The following is a 19,351-nucleotide window of genomic DNA, read 5'->3' as shown; positions in this document are numbered from 1 at the left end:
AAGAATTATTACTACTTATCATCATTTTTAAATAAATTGAAGACAATTATAAATTCACTTGGCTTATGAACTTAGAAATTATAACTAAAAGCGACAGTTTAAACATACAGAATGAAATTATTTCTCAAATAAAAGAACTTATAAATTTTAAGAATCTTGAGCCAGGAGATAAGTTACCTTCAGAACGTATGCTAGCAGAAAAACTAGGTGTTTCAAGAGGCCAAATTCGTGAGGCAATTCAAAAACTTGAGTTTTATGGCATTCTAAACTCTAAACCTCAAAGTGGAACTTTTGTAGCAAATATAGGGGTTACAGCTATGAATGGTATGATTGAAGATATTCTAAACCTTGAGGAGCCAGATTTTAAATCTCTTGTTGAAACTCGTATTCTTTTAGAATTAAAAACTGTGCGTTTAGCTGCAATAAGACGTACAGAAGAAGATTTAAAAATGATGCATGATGCACTTCAGGCTTATTCATTAAAAGTAATTAATGGAGAAGATGCTGTTCAGGAAGACCTGTTATTTCATTTAGCCATAGCCAAAGCATGTGGCAATAGCACTATGAATACATTTATGCTAATTATCACCCCAGAAATCATAACAAATTTCGAAAAACATCATGTATGTAATGATGTAGATAAAAAGATAGGTATAAAAGAACACCAAGCTGTATATGATGCAATTGTTGCACAAGATCCTCAATTAGCTAAAATGAAAATGAAAGAACATTTTAAAGAATTGTACCAATATTGTTATAACATATAACATAATTTAATAGCCTGAAAAATAGGTATTTAAGTTTTATAAATTAAGCAAGACTTTAGTAAAAACAAGACAATTGGACGAAGTAATTTTCGGAGCCAACAAGAAATTTTTTTGACAATATTATTATGAAAGTAAAAGGATTAAGATGGTGGGTTATAGGTTTAATATGTTTAGCGACAGTAATAAACTATATAGATAGAACCGCTTTTGGTATTATGTGGCCACAAATGGGTAAAGACCTAGGAATGGATGAGTCAGATTATGCAGTGATGCTAAATGTATTCATGATTACTTATGCAGCAGGAAAGTTTTTATCAGGAAAATTATATGATATCATAGGAACGCGCTTAGGCTTTACAGTGTCAATTGTGGTTTGGTCTTTAGCCTCTGTTTTTCATGCATTTTCAAGAGGCTTGTTATCCTTATCTTTATTTAGAGGTCTATTAGGTTTAGGTGAAGCAGGTAATTGGCCTGGAGCTGTAAAAAGTAATGGAGAGTGGTTTCCAGTTAATCAACGGGCAATAGCGCAAGGTATATTTAATGCCGGAGCATCTTTAGGAAGTGTTATAGCGCCAGTTTTAATAGCATATTTATATGTTCAATTTGGTTGGAGATCTACATATATCATAATTGGTGCGGCAGGTATGCTATGGGTAATACCTTGGTTATTTATTAATAGAGCAAAACCAGAAGCACATCCTTGGATAACAGAAAAAGAACGTAATGCAATAATGCATAGCCGTATAGACAAAGAAACAGATGAAAGTGGCAAAAAAATTAAAGGACTTAGCCTTATAAAATTATTAAGTCACAAAGAGTCTTGGGGCGTATTAGGTTCTCGTTTCTTTATTGAACCTATTTGGTGGCTATTTGTAGGTTGGATGCCATTATACCTTAATTCTGAATATGGATTTAGCATTGCAGAAATAGGATCTACAATTTGGATATCTTATATAGGAGGAATGGCAGGAAGTCTTTTAGGAGGCTGGTTTTCAGGTAAATTAATGAACACTAAATCTGTCGATGCTTCACGAAAAATTACAATTACAATAGGTTGTAGCTTGATCATTTTAGGGTTATTAGGAATAATATTCTTCTTAGATGAAAACACGCCAATGTCATTTATCTATATAGTAGGAATTGTACTCTTTGGGTTTCAATTTGCAATTGGTAATATCCAGACAATATCAAGTGATTTATTTAGAGGACCATCTGTAGGAACATTAGCAGGATTAGCAGGAAGTGTAGGAGCGGTTTCAGTAATTATAATGAACTGGCTCATACCAAAAATGACAGTGGAGTCTTATACTTCAGCATTTATAACTATTGCTATTTGCGCGCTATGTGCTGCATTATCAATTTTTATATTAATTAAAGAAATAAAACCAGTTAGAAAATAAATTTTATAAAATAGAAAATTAAACAAAATGAGTAAGTTAAAAGGAAAAGTTGCCGTAGTCACAGGAGCTACTGGCGGTATCGGATTTGAAGTAGCAAAGAGATTAGGACAAGATGGATATACTGTAGTTTTAAACGGTATAGATCATGAAACAGGAGCTAAACGTGTTGAGGAGCTTACTGCAGAAGGTATGACAGCAGAATATTATGGATTTGATGTTACCAAAGAAGAGGACGTAACCTCTAATATAAAAGCCATTGGCGAAAAATACGGAAGAATAGATGTGCTGGTAAATAATGCTGGAGGTTTAGGCGGAAGATCTAGATTTGAAGAAATGACAACAGAGTTTTATAGAAATGTAATGGCATTAAACTTAGATTCTGTATTCTTCGCCTCGAGAGCTGCAATTCCTTTCTTAAAGAATGGAGAGCATCCTTCAATTATTAATTACACATCTAACGCAGGTTGGACAGCTGGCGGTCCTGGTGCAGGAATTTATGGTACATCTAAAGCTGGAGTTCACGCTATTACAAGAGCGTTGGCTAAAGATTTGGCAGAGTATGGCATTAGAGTAAATGCAGTTTCACCAGGAACTATAGATACACCATTTCACGCTCAGATTAAAGAAACAAAACCAGAGGTATTTGCTTCTTGGGCTAATAATATCATGCTAGGACGTTTAGGACAACCAGAAGATGTAGCCTCTGTGGTATCATTCTTAGCTAGTAAAGATGCTTCATTTATAACTGCAGAAACAATTCAAATAGGTGGCGGTCAAGCACTAGGAATTTAACTAAAATTTTGCCAAGTAGTTTTGCAACCACCTAATAATGTTAAATTTACAAATAACTTTATAGGTAGTTTTATAAAACTATTTGGCATTTTAATAAAGCTAGAAATTAAAAGTTTATAATGAGTAAAGTTGTCACATTTGGAGAGATTATGTTAAGACTTTCTACCGAGCGCCACTTAAGATTTTCACAATCAAAGTCGTTTGCTCTAACCTTTGGTGGTGGAGAATTTAATGTTGCCGTGTCCTTAGCAAATTTTGGGGTTCCTTCAGAAGTTGTAACCTGTTTGCCTCAAAATGAAATTGGAGAAACAGCATTAATGGAAATAAGAAAGCGTAATGTAAGTTCTGCTAATGTACAAATGGTTAAAAATAGTAGGATTGGTATTTATTTTCTAGAAACAGGTGCAGGTACACGATCTAGCAATGTACTGTATGATAGAGCTCATAGCGCTATGGCAAATGTAACTTCTGGAACATTTAATTGGCGAGAAATCTTAAAAGACGCCAAGTGGTTTCATTGGAGTGGTATTACACCTGCAATTTCAGATAATGCTGCTAAAGAATGTTTAGAAGCTGTAAAAGTAGCAAGCGAATTAGGGATTACAATTTCCACAGATTTAAATTACAGATCTAAGCTCTGGAAATATGGGAAAGAACCACATGAGGTTATGCCAGAGTTATTGCAGTATAGTAACATTATTTTAGGAGATATAGATACAGCTTATTTTATGTTAGGAGAAAATCAGATTAATCCTAATTATCAGAACTTAAACCTACTTCCGTCATTATATGACAAAGTCTTTAAGATGTGCCCAAACCTTAAAACAATGGCTACCACTTTAAGATATTCTGTAAGCGCTTCACACCAACGTATTGGCGGTATTCTCTATGATGGTAAATCTATATATGATGCAGATATAAAAGAAGTTACACCAGTAGTAGATAGAGTAGGTAGCGGAGATGCATTTATGGCAGGTTTAATTTATGGTTTATTATCAGATGATATAAGCTATCAAAAATCTATAAATATGGCAGTTGCATCCTGTTGTCTCAAACATACCATTTATGGGGATTATAACTTGGTTTCATTAAAAGATATCGAACGTTTTATTAATTCAGACAGTCACGGAAAAGTATCTAGATAATAGTATTATGGCAAAATTTACAAGAGAACAAGTCTATACAGAAATGAAAGGTACAGGATTAGTACCTTTATTTTATGATGCAGATATTACAAATGCAAAAGCTATAGTTAAAGCTTGTTATGATGGTGGAGCAAGAGTTTTAGAATTTGTAGCTAGAGGAGATTTTTCTGAAGCTGTTTTTGAAGAATTAAATGTTTACACCATTAATAACTTAGAGGGTATGATGCTAGGTGTTGGCTCTGTTACAGATGCTGCTCAAGCTTCTAGATATATGGCACTTGGCGCAAATTTTATTATCACACCAGTGTTTAGAGAAGATATAGCTAAAGTATGTAATAGGAGAAAGGTAATGTGGTCTCCTGGTTGCGGCTCCTTAACTGAAATAGCAATTGCAGAAGAACTAGGATGCCAACTTGTAAAACTATTTCCAGGTAATATATACGGACCAGGTTTTGTTAAAGCCGTAAAAGGACCACAACCTTGGACTAATATTATGCCTACTGGTGGCGTGTCTCCAAATAAAGATAATTTAAATGAATGGTTTAATGCTGGTGTAGACTGTGTAGGTATGGGATCTAAACTAATAAAAAAAGATGCTAATGGTTATTATGATTATGCATTTATAGAAAATACAGTCAAGGAAACTCTTGCTATAATTACAGCTTTAAGAAATTAACTATGCTATCATCTGCGGTAACATTAAAAGATATAGCAAGATTATCGGGCTATTCAGTATCAACAGTATCTAAGGCATTAAATGACATGCCAGATATTAATAGTAAGACAAAGCAAAACATCAAACTTTTAGCAGATGCACATAACTACATACCAAATAATCACGCAGTTGCTTTAAGAAAGCAAAAGACTAAAATGGTTGCGGTAATTTTACCAAGTATTAATGAATCTTTTTACAGCTGTTTCTTACACTATATTGAAAAAGTGGCAAGAAAACACAATTATAGGATTATTATTTTTCAGTCTTTTGAAGAAGATACTATTGAAGATGATTGTCTTAGAAGTATAACAGATGGTAGTACTGATGGCGCATTTATATTATCTAGTACGTTTAGACCTGTTTATAAATCTTATGAAAATTTTCCAGTAGTGCATATTGATAGGGTAGTGTCTGATGATATGAAAGTATTAAAACACTATTGTATTGATAAGTTTGAAATGTTACTACAGCAAATTAACTTTGCTTGAGTGAAAACAGCATTAATTAAGTCAATATTCCTTATTAGTAATTATAATTATAGGTAAAACCACTTATTTTTTTATTAATCTTAGCTTGAGGAGATAAATAACTACTACATAAAAGTGTAAGAGTAATTATAAATATATTTCAATTACCCTTTATTACTTCCTACCTAAAATTTAAAAGTCCTAACAGTTAAATACTTAAAAAAACGTTAACAAAATTTAACTATTTTTAATTAGATTCATTCTACATAAGCTTTCTTGGTTAAGCTTTCAGTGTTATATTCGCGCTTTATTCATAATAAGTCTAAATAAAAATAATAATGAAACGTTTACTACTACTAACCAATTTACTCTTAATTAATTTTGCATTTTCTCAAGACTATGCTTCTATTCAAGGCAAGATAGTTGGAGCTAATAATCAACCTATTCCTTTTGCCAACGTCTATATAAAGGCGCTTAAACAAGGAACAATGGCTAATGAAAACGGTCTTTTTCAATTAAATACTATTAAAACTGGAGATCTTGAACTTCAATCAAGTGCGGTAGGTTTTAAAACACAAATAACTCCAATTGTATTATCTACTTCAGGATTAAAAAATATTATAATTACGCTTCAACCAGATGCATCTTTAAATCAAGTTGAAGTATTTGGTCGTCGCAGTAGTCATCCAGATAAAATTGAGGCTCTCACACGTTTACCGCTTGAACCTTATGAACAAATACAAAGTATTTCTGTGATTTCAGAAAAACTTATAGAGAATCAAGGTGCACTTACAATATCAGAAGCTACTAAAAATGTACCTGGCGTTTATACGTTTGCTACCTATGGTAATAAACGAGAAAGTATGTCTTCACGTGGTTTTAGAGGTATTCCTATTCTTAAAAATGGAGTTAGAGTGCATTCAGACTTTAGAGGTGTAGGTGTTTTAACAGACATGCAAGGTGTAGATAATATTCAGGTTTTAAAAGGAGCTTCTTCTATTACACAAGGTGTCGCTACAGATTTAGGAAGTCCTGGTGGCGTAATAAATATTGTAACTAAAACACCTAAATATCGTTTTGGTGGTCAAGTGGCACAGCGTATAGGAAGTTATGGGCAAGCCAGAACTACAGTAGATGTTTTTGGACCTTTTAATGAAAAGGAAACAGTGGCTTATAGAATAAATGGTGCTGTTGAGCGCGCAGATAGTTTTAGAGATGGCGTTTCTTCTCAACGTTTTTATGTTAATCCTTCGTTTCAATGGAAAGTGGATGAAAAAACTAAAGTAACTGTAGAGTTAGATCATTTTTACGATAGCAGAACTCCAGATGTTGGTACCGTAAATTTAGCCGAAAATGATACCAACGCAATTTACGATTTACCGTATGATCAATTTTTAGGGTTTGAGAATGACCGTTCTGTAACTAAAAATACAACCTATGCTGTAAGATTTGATCGCGAGTTAACAGATAAACTAACGTTAAAAACAGCATTTTACAAATCTGAATTAGAGTTAGAAGACAAAGGTGCTAGTTTAGGAAGCGCAGTTACAGTAAATGAAGAGGTGCAGTATAACCTTAGAACAAGAGGTTATTCTAATGCATATAGGGAAGATGACAACAGTGTTTTTCAAATAGATGTTATTGGAGATAATGTATATACAGGAAAATTAAAGCACGTATTTCAAGTAGGTGTAGATTACAGAACCAACAAAACTTCATTAGGAAACTTTACAGTTTCAGCAGTAGATACAATTAATGTATTTCAGAACAATACAAACACGTTACCAAACATAAATTTTGAAGATAGTAACGCAAGCACCTCACAAGCAACTTCTTTAGGATTTGTTGCACAAGATGTAGTATCCTGGACACCTTGGTTGGACACGTTTTTAGGAATTAGATATAGTACTACCGAAACTATTTCTGGAGACGAAACAATTAATAGTAATGCATTTACACCTTTAGGTGGTGTTGTAATTTCGCCTGTTAAAAATATAAATGTCTTTGCATCTTATACTAACAGTGCATATCCAAGAACTGGCACGAGAGTAGATGCAAATGGTAATGCTTTAGGAAATGAACGTTTTGATCAATTTGAAGCAGGTATAAAAACCAGTTGGTATGACGATCGTTTACGTTTTAATGCCACGTATTTTAAAATTAATAATAAGAACATAAACCTACCTGTTTATGATGAAAACTTTGTAGCCACAGGATTTTTTGAAAAAGGTGGAAACGACCAAAGGCAAGGTATAGAAGTAGAACTTACGGGACGTATTTTAGAAAACCTTACCGCTGTAGCTGGCTATTCTTATATAGATGCACAGTACAAGGAGCATACCTCTTTTGTATATGGGTCATCACCTTTAAACACACCAAAACATACTGCAAATGTGTATTTAGATTATAAATTTGTAAATGCTTTAAAAGGCCTATCAATCGGTGGTGGAGCTTACTACACAGGAGAACGACCAATTAACGATTGGTCTACAGGCGCAGTAAGTCACGAAGGTATTGTGCCAAACCAAAAACCTTTTGAAGTTGAAGCTTATACATTAGTAAATTTACAGGCAGCCTATAAATTCAAAAAGCATTGGAATGCTCGTTTGTTACTTAACAATGTGTTTAATGAAATAGGTTACAATGCCTACAGAACACGTTTTATAAACCAGACAGATCCTAGAACGGTAGCTGGTGTTTTAAGCTATTCGTTTTAAAAACAAGGAAATATGACTAAGAAAAAAAAGGCATACACATTTAGAAAATTTACTAATGACATTCATTTATGGATGGGAATTGGTAGTGGTATTATTCTATTTTTAGTGTGTTTAAGCGGAACATTTTTAACTTTTGAAGAAGAGTTAAAAGCACTAACCGTTAAGGAATTTAAGGTTGAAAATACAGCGAAGCAAAAGAAGTCTTTTGAAACCTTATTTACCAATTTATCACAGGAAGGCAGTATAAACAGAGTAACTGTTCCAGACGATAATAGCAAACCTCTAGAATTTAATATTAAAACATCACCAAAAGAACGTCGTGGTAGCACGTTTTATGTAGATCCCTATTCTGGTAACTACGAGAAGGCACAAAAATCTTATCTAGATGGGTTTTTTATGACGATGTTTAAAATGCACAGATGGTTACTACTAGATACTAAAATTGGGCGCCCAATTGTTGGCGTAGCAACAATCATCTTTCTGTTTTTGGCCATTAGTGGTGTCATATTGTGGTTTCCTAAAAAATGGAAATGGAAAGCTTTTAAACCTGGTTTTAAGATTAAATTTTCAGCAAACTGGAAACGCATTAATCACGACTTGCATAATACTTTAGGGTTTTATGCATGTATATTTTTGGTAATCATGTGCCTAACAGGGTTATGTTGGTCTTTTGTATGGTATAAAGATGCTGGTAGTGCTGTTTTGGGTGCTAAAGTCTTTGGAAACAGAGGTGGCGGCCAAACCATAAACTCTCAAGTAACAAATGAGAATGAACAAATTCCTGTAGAGAATATATTAAGTATAGCTAATGATATTTTTGATTACGAAGGAAAAACAACAATCACTTTACCAAAAACTGCAACCGACACCTATAGCATTACTAAACGAAAGGTTTCAGGTTGGTCTCCAGTAACTTCAGATAAACTTATTATCGATGTAGATGGAACAGTTTTAAAAGAAGAATGGTTTAATGATAAACCTTTAAATGTGCAAATAGCATCTTTAATAAAACCTATTCATACGGGACAGATATTTGGGACATTTTCAAAAATCATTTACTTTATTGCCTGTCTTATTGCCACAAGTTTACCAATAACAGGAACAATAATTTGGTTAAATAAATTGAAGAAAAAACGTAAACGAAAGCTTAAGAAATAACATAAAAAAAGGCTACCAAACTGGTAGCCTTTTTTGTTTAAATTATTGATTAACGTTTATACTGGAATATCTGATGCTGCTTCCATACGGTCCCAATTTCTATGTTGGGCAATAGCATCAATAAAGTTTTTAGGTTTTCCATTTACAAAAACAGCTTTATCATCGTCATAAGATTTTATATAACTGTTTTTAAGTAATTCTTCACCTTCATTGCAAACTGCAATAGCTTTACAATGTTTAAAAGCTTCACTTATAAACTTAGAATATTTACCAGTTTTAAGTAGTTTATCAACAGAGTCTTTTCCGCCAGGTACAAAAATAGCATCAAAAAGAACGCTTTCGGTTGTCGATATTGCTGCATCAACCTCGTGATCCATATCTTGGTCACATTTAATTGTACCACCATGCGGAGCAATAATTTTGCAAACAGCACCTTCATCTTCTAAAGCATCTGTAAATGTTTTAAAGTCATCCATAGAAAAGCCATTTGCAGCTAATACAGCAATTTGTCTCGTTGCTATACTATCAAACTTTGTATGAGCTTGACTTAATGATTTGTCTTTTTCTAGATACACTTTTTTGGCTGAAGGTTGAAACTTCTCAACATCTGCATCTGCACCAATTGATTGATTTATTGGCTGTTCAATATCATCTGGAATAGATAAGCCTAAGTTCTCTGAAACAGTATTAGCAAGGTCTTCATCTATTTGATTTATTAGCCATAGCATACGTTCTTTAATATGCTTTTGGTTACACTTACCAAGTTCAAAAGAGTAGGCGTTTGCTACATGTTTCTTTTCCCATTCTTCCAAACTTCTATAAAATAATGCTGGTTGTGAGAAATGGTCACTAAAGCTTTCACTTCGTGTTCTTACTTTCTTGGCATCAATACGTTCTTCGTAAGACGTAAAACCACCTTCGGCCATTTTGGCTAAATGCGGACAACCACCACCTAAAGTATTAGGGAAATATGCAGTTTGTCCTTTCGGAATTTCAGTTTGCATATGGCCATCGCGTTGGTTGTTGTGTGCTGGCGTTACTGGTCTGTTAATTGGTATTTGATGAAAGTTAGGACTTCCTAACCTTGAAAGCTGTGTGTCTCTGTAAGAAAATAAACGACCTTGTAATAATGGGTCATTCGTGAAATCTAGACCAGGAATAATATGACCAGGTAAAAATGCAACTTGCTCTGTCTCAGCAAAGAAATTACTAGGGTTTCTGTTTAATGTCATCTTACCAACAATCTCAACAGGAACCATGTCTTCTGGAATTAATTTGGTAGGATCTAATAAGTCAAAATCATATTTATGTTCATCTTCCTCAGGAACTACTTGTATACCAAATTCCCATTCTGGATATTGTCCTGCTTCAATAGCTTCCCAAAGATCACGACGGTGAAAATCGGCATCTACACCATTAATTTTAACTGCTTCTTCCCAAGTTACAGAATGTACACCTAGTACAGGTTTCCAATGAAACTTTACAAAGTGAGATTTCCCTTCTTTATTAATAAATCTGAATGTATGTATACCAAAACCTTCCATCATTCGGTAACTTCTTGGTATGGCTCTATCACTCATTGCCCAAATATGGTTATGCAAAGTTTCAGGCGCGTGAGACACAAAATCATAAAACGTATCGTGTGCAGAAGCTGCCTGCGGAATTTCATTATTTGGTTCTGGCTTTACAGAATGTATTAAGTCTGGAAACTTCATAGCATCTTGTATAAAGAAAATAGGCATGTTATTACCTACCAAATCCCAAGTACCTTCTTCTGTGTAAAACTTTACTGCAAAACCACGAACGTCTCTTGCCAAATCTGGAGATCCCTTAGAACCTGCAACTGTTGAAAATCTTACAAATACAGGCGTTTTTTTAGAGGTATCTGTAAAAAGGCCTGCTTTGGTATATTTCTCAATACTTTTATAGAGTTCAAAATGACCATGTGCAGCACTTCCTCGTGCGTGTACTATGCGCTCTGGTATTCTTTCGTGATCAAAACTTGTTATTTTTTCACGTAATAAAAAATCCTCTAAAAGGGTAGAACCGCGTTCTCCTGCTTTTAAAGAATTATTGGTATCGTTAACTTTTAAACCTTGGTTAGTGGTTAAGTTTTTTCCTTCAGAATCTTTTGTGTAAGATGATAATTGGTCTGTCTTACTATTTGAATCTGGCTGTAAATTTTCTTTATCGCTCATAAGTAAAATCTATTGATTAGTATTTATTAATAAATTTACGAGATTATGAAAGACGACATCTTTTTACATTGTTAAAGTATTTATAGAGAGTTTTAAAGTTATCTTAAAATTGATTCAGACAAATTAAACCAGTGTAACTAAAAACTATATGAGCGCCAATTAAATTATAATAATATAGTCTAAGTTTAAGATTGTCAGGTTTTTCAATAAATTTAAAAGCGATATACCACATAAAAACACCTAAGCATCCTTCTATGATACCAATTGCTAGTCCATTTAATAATAACCCGAAATTGAATATAGAATTAAGAAGATACAGTAAATAAAAAAAGCCTATACCTGTAATGAAATGTACCAACCATCCTAGTGGTCTTAACAAAAGCTTTTTATTAAATAAGATGACATTTAACCAATAGGGTTCTACAAGATTCTCTTTTAAAAGACGCGTCATTAAATAACTAAAAGCCGTCATGGTTATTGTACTAATTAAAATGATATTTAAAATTACATCTATAGTCATAGTAGTACTATTTAGTATGCTATGCTTTAAAATCTTTTAAATTATAAGATTCTTTCTTTTCAGCAATTGAAACATTCTGGGCTTGTTTAAATAAATGCGCTTCGGTTTCGTAAAAGTGCATCATATAACCAGCGGTATTCACAAAGATGACCACATCACCAATACTTGGCAATTGTTTTAAAACCACTTTTCTTTTTAATATTACATCTTGCTCCAAACAATATGCGCCTGTAAAGTAAGCTTCAATAGGTTGTTGTGTTTCATCTTCATTGTGATAACTAACAAAAGGATCTAGTAAAAAATCTGCACTTGAGCTTTTCAATTGAGACATATTCATTTCTAAACCAATAAGGTGATTTCCGCGTGCATCTACTTTACGATGTGCTACACGTGCCATAGTTATTCCTACTTGGTTTAGTAAACTTCGACCAGGTTCTAATCTCAACTCAATTTCATTGTCTTCCAAACGTTTATATACCGAAATGTTTTGGCTATTTAATGTTTCTAGAACTTCACCTAAAAAATTAGCTTTAGTCGTCGTGTTGAAATATGGGTAGGTAGCTAGTTTGCCTTCTACAACACCATTTCTTATGGTAAATCCTAATCCAGAATTTTTATAAGTTAACTCTGGTCTTTTTTCAAGAATAGCTTCTTTTAATTGTTCTTGAAATGTTTGCCATTCGGTCTCACTTTTTAGATAATTCATTAAAATACCACCACCAATATCTATAAAAGACAGATTTGGAAAAGTAGATTTATAGCTCTCAAAAAGGCTTATTGTTTGGTGCAACGCATTACCACGTTGTGCTGTACTGTAACCATCTAAATGAAAATGAAACCCTTTTAAATTAAATGATGGATTACCTTTTAAATAATTGCATAAAATTGGTTCAACCTCTTCAATATCAAACCCAAAGCGGCTAAAAAGTTTAGTGTTATTATGTGCAAATCCAGAAACTCTAATACCAATTTGAGCTACACAATCTAAAGATTTCACCAGTTTTTCTATCTCAATGAGTTCATCTTTGTTATCAATTATAATAACTACATTATGTTTTAAAGCGAGTTCAAGAAGTTCCTTGTTTTTTATAGCTGCAGTAGAAATGAGTTTAGATGATTCTACTTGAAGATCTAAACATTGTTTAAGCTCTTCATAACTTGCAGTATCTACACCAATGTCACTATTTACAGCAGCTTCAATAAGATTTTTAAACTTATTTGCTTTTCTGGCAAAAAACAATTGACTCTTAAAATTATAAACATTTAATACCTCTTGATATTCTGTAATATTATCTTCAAAAGAAGGTAAGCTATGTATATTTAGTGGAGAACCGTATGTATTGAATAATGCATCCTGAAGATTAAAATCTTCTATTATATTATGCATCCAAGCAGACGTAATAGGCGTTAATTTTGGTAATGTATCTTTCATGTTAAGATGATATAAGTTGTGTGGTTACACTTAAATTATTTGCAATGTTTTTGGCCCAACCGGACACTGTATCGTTATGTGTTCTAGATAAGGTATCGTTATCAAATAAGATATTTTCTGTAGGAGTGCCATATAAAACGATAGATTTTAATGGTTCACCATCTTTACTAATAGGATGACCAGTAGCTGTACAATGTAATTCGTGTGTAGTATTTGAAAATTTAGTGGTTGTAAATAATTTAGCTGAATTTTCTGAATTAAATAAAACAGACTTTGAATTTGAAAAACCTCTCGGTAGCCTTGCATCAATTAACCAATCGTATATTGAAGATTGATTTGAATTTGAAATTGTATTTTTAGATATAGTTGGACTTTCAGAAAAACTGAAGTCTAAAATATTGGCTTCTATAAGTGCCAGCATTTTTTTAATATTCACCAATGGTGGACCGTATGAGATCTTATTAAATAACCCAAAATATTTTGTTTGAAATAGTTGTTTTGACTTTTTAGTAAGTTTTTGTTGGCTGTACAGTAAATTAAATTCCTTGCTTAAATAGCGCCAAGCACTTGCAGCTGCAACGTATGGGCTTTTAGCTTTCTCATTTTCTAGGCACCAAAATGTCCAAAACTCATACACATTTTTAAATGAAGCAACATTTAAAGCTAGAGTAGGAGCTAACAAATTTTCTGCTTCAAATTTTTCAATTTCTGGATGCTCTTTATGAAATTTCTCGATGCGAATATTAAGGCCATTAAAATCTTCATATTGCCTATAAGAAACATTGTGTAGTTGAAATAATGTATTGTAAAATTCGCCTACAATATCTTGTTTTATAATAGGTAAAACATCAGTTTCAAAATCGAGTGAATGTGGTTTAAAATTCTGAGAAGCTATAAAATCTTTTAGGAAAAAGCTAGTTTGCTCGTAGTTGAGTGCATTTTCACCTCTAGGAATAATAGGAATACCAGACCTAGAATAGGGATAAATGATTTTCGGTTCGTTTCCGCTTTTTAAATAGGAGTATTCATTATTGCTCTTTTGTTTAAACTTACCGTTTTTACCTTCGGTTAAACCTAAAATAGCATCAATAGCTGTTAAGCCAATTCCTTTTAAGATTGCGGTAGATTGTGGATTTACAACACTTAATTTCTTTTCAATAGGATATACAAAAGGAATGTTATTTGGGGCATTAAAGAATTCTTCCTTGCTCCTAATGCTAGGTGTATGACCTGTTGTAATTACTATTGAATTTAATAATGGAAGTTTAACATTAGTCGAGGTTTTAAGCTTAAAATCATCTCCTTTTTGTTTAATGTCTTCAACCGAAGCAATGTGTTTATAAACTGAAACATTATTAGGTAAGCAATTACAAAACTTTTCAAAGTAAAAACTTAAATAAGCACCAACAGTTTTACGAGAAGACACTTTTGGATCAAGCTCTTTAATTGATTCTTTTTGCTTTTCGCTTAACCATTCAGAAAATGACAACACCTCACAAACCGCTGAAGGTTTTGAAGTTGGTTGTAATGAAATGAATTGGTTAGGATAATTCATTAACAAATACTCTGGTTGATCCTTATGATAAACCCAACCAGCAACAAAAGAAGACGACTCATTAAATAGGTGAATGTTTACTTGAGTCTCAACCTTAAAATGATTTAAGTAGGCGAGAAGCCTTTCAAAACTATATAATCCTTTGGGACCAAAACCTACAATTCCTATATGAAAAGTTTCAGTTTGCATTACCCTAGTTTTTGAGCTACCCAATCTTTATTATAAATAGTATCTATATAGCGTTCGCCGCGATCACAAAGTATGAGAACACACGTGCTGTGTTTAGGGATTTTATGTTTTAATTTTTCTATAGCTGTTGTAACTGCACCAGAAGATCCGCCAGCTAAAATACTTTCTAATTTAAGTAGTTTGTGACAACCAGTTACACATTCTTTATCTGTAGTATGAACCACATCATGAATGGCATTTTTATCTAAAAATTGAGATGGTAAACCAGCACCATGACCAGGAATATGTCGTTCTTCTGGTTGTTCTCCAAAAATCACACTTCCCTTAGCATCTACTGCAATAAGTTTTGTATTTAAATGTTCAGAGTTAATAAAATCTGCACAACCCATTAATGTCCCACAAGTACTAGTGGCAGAAAAAACATAATCTACATCAGGTAAATCTTCATAAATCTCTTTCATAGTTTGCCAATGTGCTTTCGGGTTGGCTTTATTTCCATATTGATTTGTCCATATAGCATTTGGAAGTTGTGCCACAAGCTCTTGTACTCTTTGTAAGCGAGCACCAAGATAACCTCCATTTTGGCTAGCTTTTTCAACCATATCTACTTTTACTCCATAAGCATCTAATATTTTTAAAGTATGCTTATTAGCTTTTGGATCTACAACAATTACTAAAGGTATATTATGATAAGAACAAACCTGTGCCAAACCTATCGCCATATTGCCACTACTACTTTCAACAAGTGTAGTATTTTTTGTAATGTTCCCTTTGGCAATTTCTTCTTCAATAATGTTTAATGATGTCCTATCTTTAATACTTCCACCAGGATTTGTCATCTCAAGCTTTCCATAAACTTGAAAGCCTAACTCCGCAGATAATTTTTTTAACTTAACTAATGGCGTATGGCCAATTGTAGTTAGTATGGACTCATATACTGTGTGGTTGGTTATAGGTAATGTAAGTGTAGCGTTCATAATAGTCTTGCAGATATTGCCAATATTATAATGTTGAAGTAACAGCAATTAAAACTAAACAAAAACAAGACTGTGTTTTTTTATAATAACATACTTTAACAATAGGTAGTTAAAAATTTTCAAAAGTTGAAGTGATACGCTTCAAGAGTAATTACATTATTATAAATTGACATTTGCTAACATAAAATATTAAGAACTATGGAAACTTGGACATTCGCATCTTTATCTATTCTACTAAAGGTTATCGTATCTCTAGTAGTGATTTTTGGAATAATTATACTCATTACAAGAGTTTCAGGATTAAGAACTTTTGCAAAGATGTCGAGTTTTGATTTTGCATCAACTATTGCAATAGGTTCTATTCTTGCCACAGTAATAATGAATACTAACCAATCTCTTTTAAAAGGAGGAATTGCATTAGCCGGTATAATTATGTTTCAAACCATATTTTCATTTGCAATAAGAAAGTCTAAAACATTGAGTAAACTACTTACAAATGCACCAATGATGTTAATGTACGAAGGTGAGATTTTGTATGAAAACTTGGAGAAAACGAATGTGGGTGAAGATGATTTAATTGCAAAACTGAGAGAAGCCAACGCTTTAAATTTTTCTGAAGTTAAAGCTGTAATTTTAGAGTCTACTGGAGATATGTCTGTACTACATAGTAAGGATGATTCAAATTTAGAAGATCGTATTTTAAAAGGTGTAAAAGGGTTACCTATACAAGCTAGGTTAAATTAAAAACTCTTAAAAGACAAAAGAGGAAGTAGGTATTGCTTTACAATTAAAAAAACTATGAGACGTTTAGAAGTAACAATTATCTTGGCCATTTTAGCAGTGTCTGCTATTATTATTTATTTTTTTAGTAAACACGGTTATTATGCACAAAGTATAGAAGACTACACGTATAGCATAGAAACAAATTGGGAGTTACCAGGTGCTCTTAAAGAGGTGTCAGGAATTTCTTGGGTAAAAGACAGTACTATAGCTGCAGTACAAGATGAAAACGGAATAATTTTTCATTACAATCTGCACGAGATGAAAATTACAGACACTATCGCTTTTGGTGAACGTGGAGATTATGAAGGCTTGGCTATAAAAGATTCCACAGCCTATGTTATGCGCAGTGATGGTTTATTGTTTGAAGTATCAAACTATACCTCAAAAACAAAACAAAGCGTTACAACCTATCAAACCATTTTTGAATCTAAGCATAATGTAGAGTCTTTAGCTTATGATGAAGATAATAATAGGCTACTAATAATTGCTAAGGATAGAGACCCTAAAAGCAAGCATAATAAAGGTGTTTACGCCTTTTCTTTAGACTCAAAAAAAATGGCTAAAAATCCAATTGTAACTATAGATTTAAAAGACAAAAGTTTCTCTGAGTTTAGTACTAAGAAAGTTCAAAAAACATTTAGACCATCAGATATTGCAATACACCCCAAAACAAAAGAGTTTTATGTGTTGGAAGGAGTAAATCCTAAGCTTATTATCTTGTCTCCACAAGGTAAAGTGAAAAAGATACAGTTATTAAACCCAGACGATTTTCAGCAACCTGAAGGTATTACCTTTAGTAAGGATGGTGCCCTGTATATCTCAAATGAATTTCACGCTACAGATGCCAATATTCTTCACGTATTGTTAGAAGAAAAAACTGTAAAGAAAGACAGCATTAAAAAGTAACTGCAACACCTAATTGTCCAGGACCTAATCTTAAATCCCAAGATAAACTTTTCTCTCTAGGACCTTTTGTAAGCTTAGTCTCATACTTAGAGTCTAAGAACTTATCTATAGCTTCAACAATAGCAATACTCATTACAGTACTTAAGGCAACATCTGTTAACCAATGTGCGCCTTCCCATACACGAGAAATAGGCGGAATGGCACCAATAACATATACACCAGCTTTTATCCAAGGACTCTCAAATAGCTTTGCAATAATATGTGCGTTTGTGATAGATAATACTGTGTGCCCTGAAGGAAAAGAGTGAAAACCGGCACCAGCATCTAAATCAAATGGTTTAAATCTATCTCTATCTGCAATGTGGTTTGGTCTCGCTCTTCCAACACCAATTTTTGCAGCTTGTTGTAATATACCACCAGCGGTTGCAGAAGCTGCTAAAAGTACGCCTACACGTCTTACCTTTTCACTTCTTATAACTAAACCTGTTAAGTACACAGCACCCATTGCCATATAATTATTTTGAGGGCTACCATAATAAAAGCCGTAATCCCTAATAACCTGAGGTACATCATCTACCTGATCTCTAAAATAACGGCTAGATTCGTTATCAAAAGTATATAACGCAGCAGTTCCAGCTACAGTAGCTCCTAGTATAATAAAATCATCTTTTTGCCAAGATAACGGTCTAGTATAAGCATAACCAACACCACCTAAAATATTCTTTGCATCATATTTAAACAACTGCCAAAGTGTTTCACGCTCTTCTTTTTTCTCCTTTATTGTAAAACCGTAATCTTTATCTGCTTTACCTGGCGTAGATGTTGGCGATAGTAATTGTGCTTGTAAAGAAGAAGTTGCAATTAAGCAAAGGATAATAAGCGAATAAACTATTCTATTTGGCATAGGTTAAAATTTGAATGCAAAATTAGGCCTCTATTTTGAAACAGGCAATTTATATTTAACTAACATCTGTCAAGAGTTAATTTCTACATTGTAATCTTTTAATTTCGACTTGTACTTTGCTTTACTAAAGTCTTCATCAGAAAATTTTTCTTCACGCTTTCGGTCCATTTCCTTTCGTTTAATAGACTTTACAAAACGTCTTATATCATTGTCAGTCTCTAATATTAAACCTGGAATTTTTACATTGTTCCCATCATCGTCTTTTGCTACCATTGTGAAATATGATGAATTACAATGTTTTTTAGAGCCGTTTCTAATGTTCTCAGACTCTACTCTAATGCCAACAACCATCGATGTGTTACCAACGTAATTTATTGATGCTTTTAGAGTAACAAGCTCTCCAACTTCAATAGGGTTTCTAAAATTTACAGTATCAACACTTGCAGTTACACAGTATGCACCACTATATTTTGAAGCACACGTAAAGGCTACCTGATCCATAATTTCTAAAATATAACCACCGTGAATTTTCCCTCTGAAATTAGAATGAGAAGGAAGCATAAGCTGTGAAAGCTCTATGTTAGAATCTTTTTTGTGTTTAAAGGATGCCATTTTATATTGTATTTTTAAGTAATATACTTATTTAATACCTTAATTGCTTAGTAAATTAACCAAGAGGTTTTCAATTAAAGTCTTTTATTAGTAGTCAAAATTAAAAATTGTATT

Annotated in this window: 17 protein-coding genes; 10 read left to right on the top strand and 7 right to left on the bottom strand. The window is 33.0% G+C overall.

The features are described 5' to 3' along the window. The first annotated feature begins 65 nt into the window (after positions 1 to 65). The 8 genes from CA2559_RS11335 to CA2559_RS11300 all read left to right on the top strand — a co-directional run bounded on the left by CA2559_RS11335 (position 66) and on the right by CA2559_RS11300 (position 9,161). The gene (locus CA2559_RS11335) at positions 66 to 767 is read left to right on the top strand and encodes a FadR/GntR family transcriptional regulator (protein WP_013188035.1); all 702 of its coding nucleotides are present in this window, start codon (positions 66 to 68) and stop codon (positions 765 to 767) included. A 125-nt stretch (positions 768 to 892) separates the two neighbouring features. Then, complete coding sequence (locus tag CA2559_RS11330; RefSeq protein WP_013188034.1) at positions 893 to 2,167, top strand: MFS transporter; 1,275 nt, start codon at positions 893 to 895, stop codon at positions 2,165 to 2,167. A 27-nt stretch (positions 2,168 to 2,194) separates the two neighbouring features. After that, positions 2,195 to 2,959: an SDR family NAD(P)-dependent oxidoreductase gene (locus tag CA2559_RS11325; RefSeq protein WP_013188033.1), complete on the top strand. Its 765-nt coding sequence runs from the start codon at positions 2,195 to 2,197 to the stop codon at positions 2,957 to 2,959. 119 nt (positions 2,960 to 3,078) lie between these two features. After that, positions 3,079 to 4,104, top strand: a complete 1,026-nt coding sequence (locus CA2559_RS11320) for a sugar kinase (RefSeq protein ID WP_013188031.1) — start codon at positions 3,079 to 3,081, stop codon at positions 4,102 to 4,104. Between the two features lie 7 nt (positions 4,105 to 4,111). After that, entirely contained in the window at positions 4,112 to 4,780 is a 669-nt protein-coding gene (locus tag CA2559_RS11315; protein ID WP_013188030.1) for a bifunctional 4-hydroxy-2-oxoglutarate aldolase/2-dehydro-3-deoxy-phosphogluconate aldolase, read from the top strand. Positions 4,781 to 4,782: 2 nt separating this feature from the next. After that, the gene (locus CA2559_RS11310; RefSeq protein ID WP_013188029.1) at positions 4,783 to 5,307 is read left to right on the top strand and encodes a LacI family DNA-binding transcriptional regulator; all 525 of its coding nucleotides are present in this window, start codon (positions 4,783 to 4,785) and stop codon (positions 5,305 to 5,307) included. A 317-nt stretch (positions 5,308 to 5,624) separates the two neighbouring features. Further along, positions 5,625 to 8,003, top strand: coding sequence for a TonB-dependent receptor (locus CA2559_RS11305; protein WP_013188028.1), 2,379 nt, complete (start codon positions 5,625 to 5,627; stop codon positions 8,001 to 8,003). A 12-nt stretch (positions 8,004 to 8,015) separates the two neighbouring features. Further along, positions 8,016 to 9,161 carry a PepSY-associated TM helix domain-containing protein gene (locus tag CA2559_RS11300; protein ID WP_013188027.1) on the top strand — a complete coding sequence of 382 codons (1,146 nt, stop codon included), beginning with the start codon at positions 8,016 to 8,018 and terminating at the stop codon, positions 9,159 to 9,161. A gap of 56 nt (positions 9,162 to 9,217) precedes the next feature. Here CA2559_RS11300 and CA2559_RS11295 read toward each other — a convergent pair whose 3' ends face one another. From CA2559_RS11295 to sbnA, 5 genes are all read right to left on the bottom strand, one after another. Beyond that, complete coding sequence (locus tag CA2559_RS11295; RefSeq protein WP_013188026.1) at positions 9,218 to 11,359, bottom strand: catalase; 2,142 nt, start codon at positions 11,357 to 11,359, stop codon at positions 9,218 to 9,220. 103 nt (positions 11,360 to 11,462) lie between these two features. After that, positions 11,463 to 11,879 carry a hypothetical protein gene (locus CA2559_RS11290; protein ID WP_013188025.1) on the bottom strand — a complete coding sequence of 139 codons (417 nt, stop codon included), beginning with the start codon at positions 11,877 to 11,879 and terminating at the stop codon, positions 11,463 to 11,465. A gap of 19 nt (positions 11,880 to 11,898) precedes the next feature. Further along, positions 11,899 to 13,311 carry a Y4yA family PLP-dependent enzyme gene (locus tag CA2559_RS11285; RefSeq protein ID WP_013188024.1) on the bottom strand — a complete coding sequence of 471 codons (1,413 nt, stop codon included), beginning with the start codon at positions 13,309 to 13,311 and terminating at the stop codon, positions 11,899 to 11,901. Position 13,312: 1 nt separating this feature from the next. Next, positions 13,313 to 15,055, bottom strand: a complete 1,743-nt coding sequence (locus CA2559_RS11280; protein ID WP_013188023.1) for an FAD/NAD(P)-binding protein — start codon at positions 15,053 to 15,055, stop codon at positions 13,313 to 13,315. Then, positions 15,055 to 16,032, bottom strand: coding sequence for a 2,3-diaminopropionate biosynthesis protein SbnA (gene sbnA / locus CA2559_RS11275; RefSeq protein WP_013188022.1), 978 nt, complete (start codon positions 16,030 to 16,032; stop codon positions 15,055 to 15,057). Before sbnA ends, CA2559_RS11280 begins: the two co-directional genes overlap by 1 nt. Positions 16,033 to 16,230: 198 nt before the next feature. Here sbnA and CA2559_RS11270 point away from each other — a divergent pair, with 198 nt between their 5' ends. Both CA2559_RS11270 and CA2559_RS11265 read left to right on the top strand, forming a co-directional pair. Further along, positions 16,231 to 16,776 carry a DUF421 domain-containing protein gene (locus CA2559_RS11270; RefSeq protein ID WP_013188021.1) on the top strand — a complete coding sequence of 182 codons (546 nt, stop codon included), beginning with the start codon at positions 16,231 to 16,233 and terminating at the stop codon, positions 16,774 to 16,776. A gap of 54 nt (positions 16,777 to 16,830) precedes the next feature. Continuing rightward, positions 16,831 to 17,721: an SdiA-regulated domain-containing protein gene (locus CA2559_RS11265; protein ID WP_013188020.1), complete on the top strand. Its 891-nt coding sequence runs from the start codon at positions 16,831 to 16,833 to the stop codon at positions 17,719 to 17,721. Here the strand turns inward: CA2559_RS11265 and CA2559_RS11260 are convergent. After that, complete coding sequence (locus CA2559_RS11260) at positions 17,711 to 18,625, bottom strand: phosphatase PAP2 family protein (protein ID WP_013188019.1); 915 nt, start codon at positions 18,623 to 18,625, stop codon at positions 17,711 to 17,713. The two genes, CA2559_RS11265 and CA2559_RS11260, sit on opposite strands and share 11 nt — an antisense overlap. Positions 18,626 to 18,694: 69 nt before the next feature. Then, complete coding sequence (locus tag CA2559_RS11255) at positions 18,695 to 19,237, bottom strand: acyl-CoA thioesterase (protein ID WP_013188018.1); 543 nt, start codon at positions 19,235 to 19,237, stop codon at positions 18,695 to 18,697. Between the last annotated feature and the right edge of the window lie 114 nt (positions 19,238 to 19,351).

The organism is Croceibacter atlanticus HTCC2559 (genome assembly GCF_000196315.1).
Lineage (GTDB): Bacteria > Bacteroidota > Bacteroidia > Flavobacteriales > Flavobacteriaceae > Croceibacter > Croceibacter atlanticus.
Note: the sequence above shows the minus strand (reverse complement) of the source record. Positions and strands in the feature narration are given on the sequence as shown.

Excerpts from the sequence above, each read along its gene's own strand:
- CA2559_RS11335 (WP_013188035.1), top strand. The coding sequence starts at position 66 with ATGAACTTAGAAATTATAACTAAAAGCGACAGTTTAAACATACAGAAT.
- CA2559_RS11330 (WP_013188034.1), top strand. The coding sequence starts at position 893 with ATGAAAGTAAAAGGATTAAGATGGTGGGTTATAGGTTTAATATGTTTA.
- CA2559_RS11325 (WP_013188033.1), top strand. The coding sequence starts at position 2,195 with ATGAGTAAGTTAAAAGGAAAAGTTGCCGTAGTCACAGGAGCTACTGGC.
- CA2559_RS11320 (WP_013188031.1), top strand. The coding sequence starts at position 3,079 with ATGAGTAAAGTTGTCACATTTGGAGAGATTATGTTAAGACTTTCTACC.
- CA2559_RS11315 (WP_013188030.1), top strand. The coding sequence starts at position 4,112 with ATGGCAAAATTTACAAGAGAACAAGTCTATACAGAAATGAAAGGTACA.
- CA2559_RS11310 (WP_013188029.1), top strand. The coding sequence starts at position 4,783 with ATGCTATCATCTGCGGTAACATTAAAAGATATAGCAAGATTATCGGGC.
- CA2559_RS11305 (WP_013188028.1), top strand. The coding sequence starts at position 5,625 with ATGAAACGTTTACTACTACTAACCAATTTACTCTTAATTAATTTTGCA.
- CA2559_RS11300 (WP_013188027.1), top strand. The coding sequence starts at position 8,016 with ATGACTAAGAAAAAAAAGGCATACACATTTAGAAAATTTACTAATGAC.
- CA2559_RS11295 (WP_013188026.1), bottom strand. The coding sequence starts at position 11,359 with ATGAGCGATAAAGAAAATTTACAGCCAGATTCAAATAGTAAGACAGAC.
- CA2559_RS11290 (WP_013188025.1), bottom strand. The coding sequence starts at position 11,879 with ATGACTATAGATGTAATTTTAAATATCATTTTAATTAGTACAATAACC.
- CA2559_RS11285 (WP_013188024.1), bottom strand. The coding sequence starts at position 13,311 with ATGAAAGATACATTACCAAAATTAACGCCTATTACGTCTGCTTGGATG.
- CA2559_RS11280 (WP_013188023.1), bottom strand. The coding sequence starts at position 15,055 with ATGCAAACTGAAACTTTTCATATAGGAATTGTAGGTTTTGGTCCCAAA.
- sbnA (WP_013188022.1), bottom strand. The coding sequence starts at position 16,032 with ATGAACGCTACACTTACATTACCTATAACCAACCACACAGTATATGAG.
- CA2559_RS11270 (WP_013188021.1), top strand. The coding sequence starts at position 16,231 with ATGGAAACTTGGACATTCGCATCTTTATCTATTCTACTAAAGGTTATC.
- CA2559_RS11265 (WP_013188020.1), top strand. The coding sequence starts at position 16,831 with ATGAGACGTTTAGAAGTAACAATTATCTTGGCCATTTTAGCAGTGTCT.
- CA2559_RS11260 (WP_013188019.1), bottom strand. The coding sequence starts at position 18,625 with ATGCCAAATAGAATAGTTTATTCGCTTATTATCCTTTGCTTAATTGCA.
- CA2559_RS11255 (WP_013188018.1), bottom strand. The coding sequence starts at position 19,237 with ATGGCATCCTTTAAACACAAAAAAGATTCTAACATAGAGCTTTCACAG.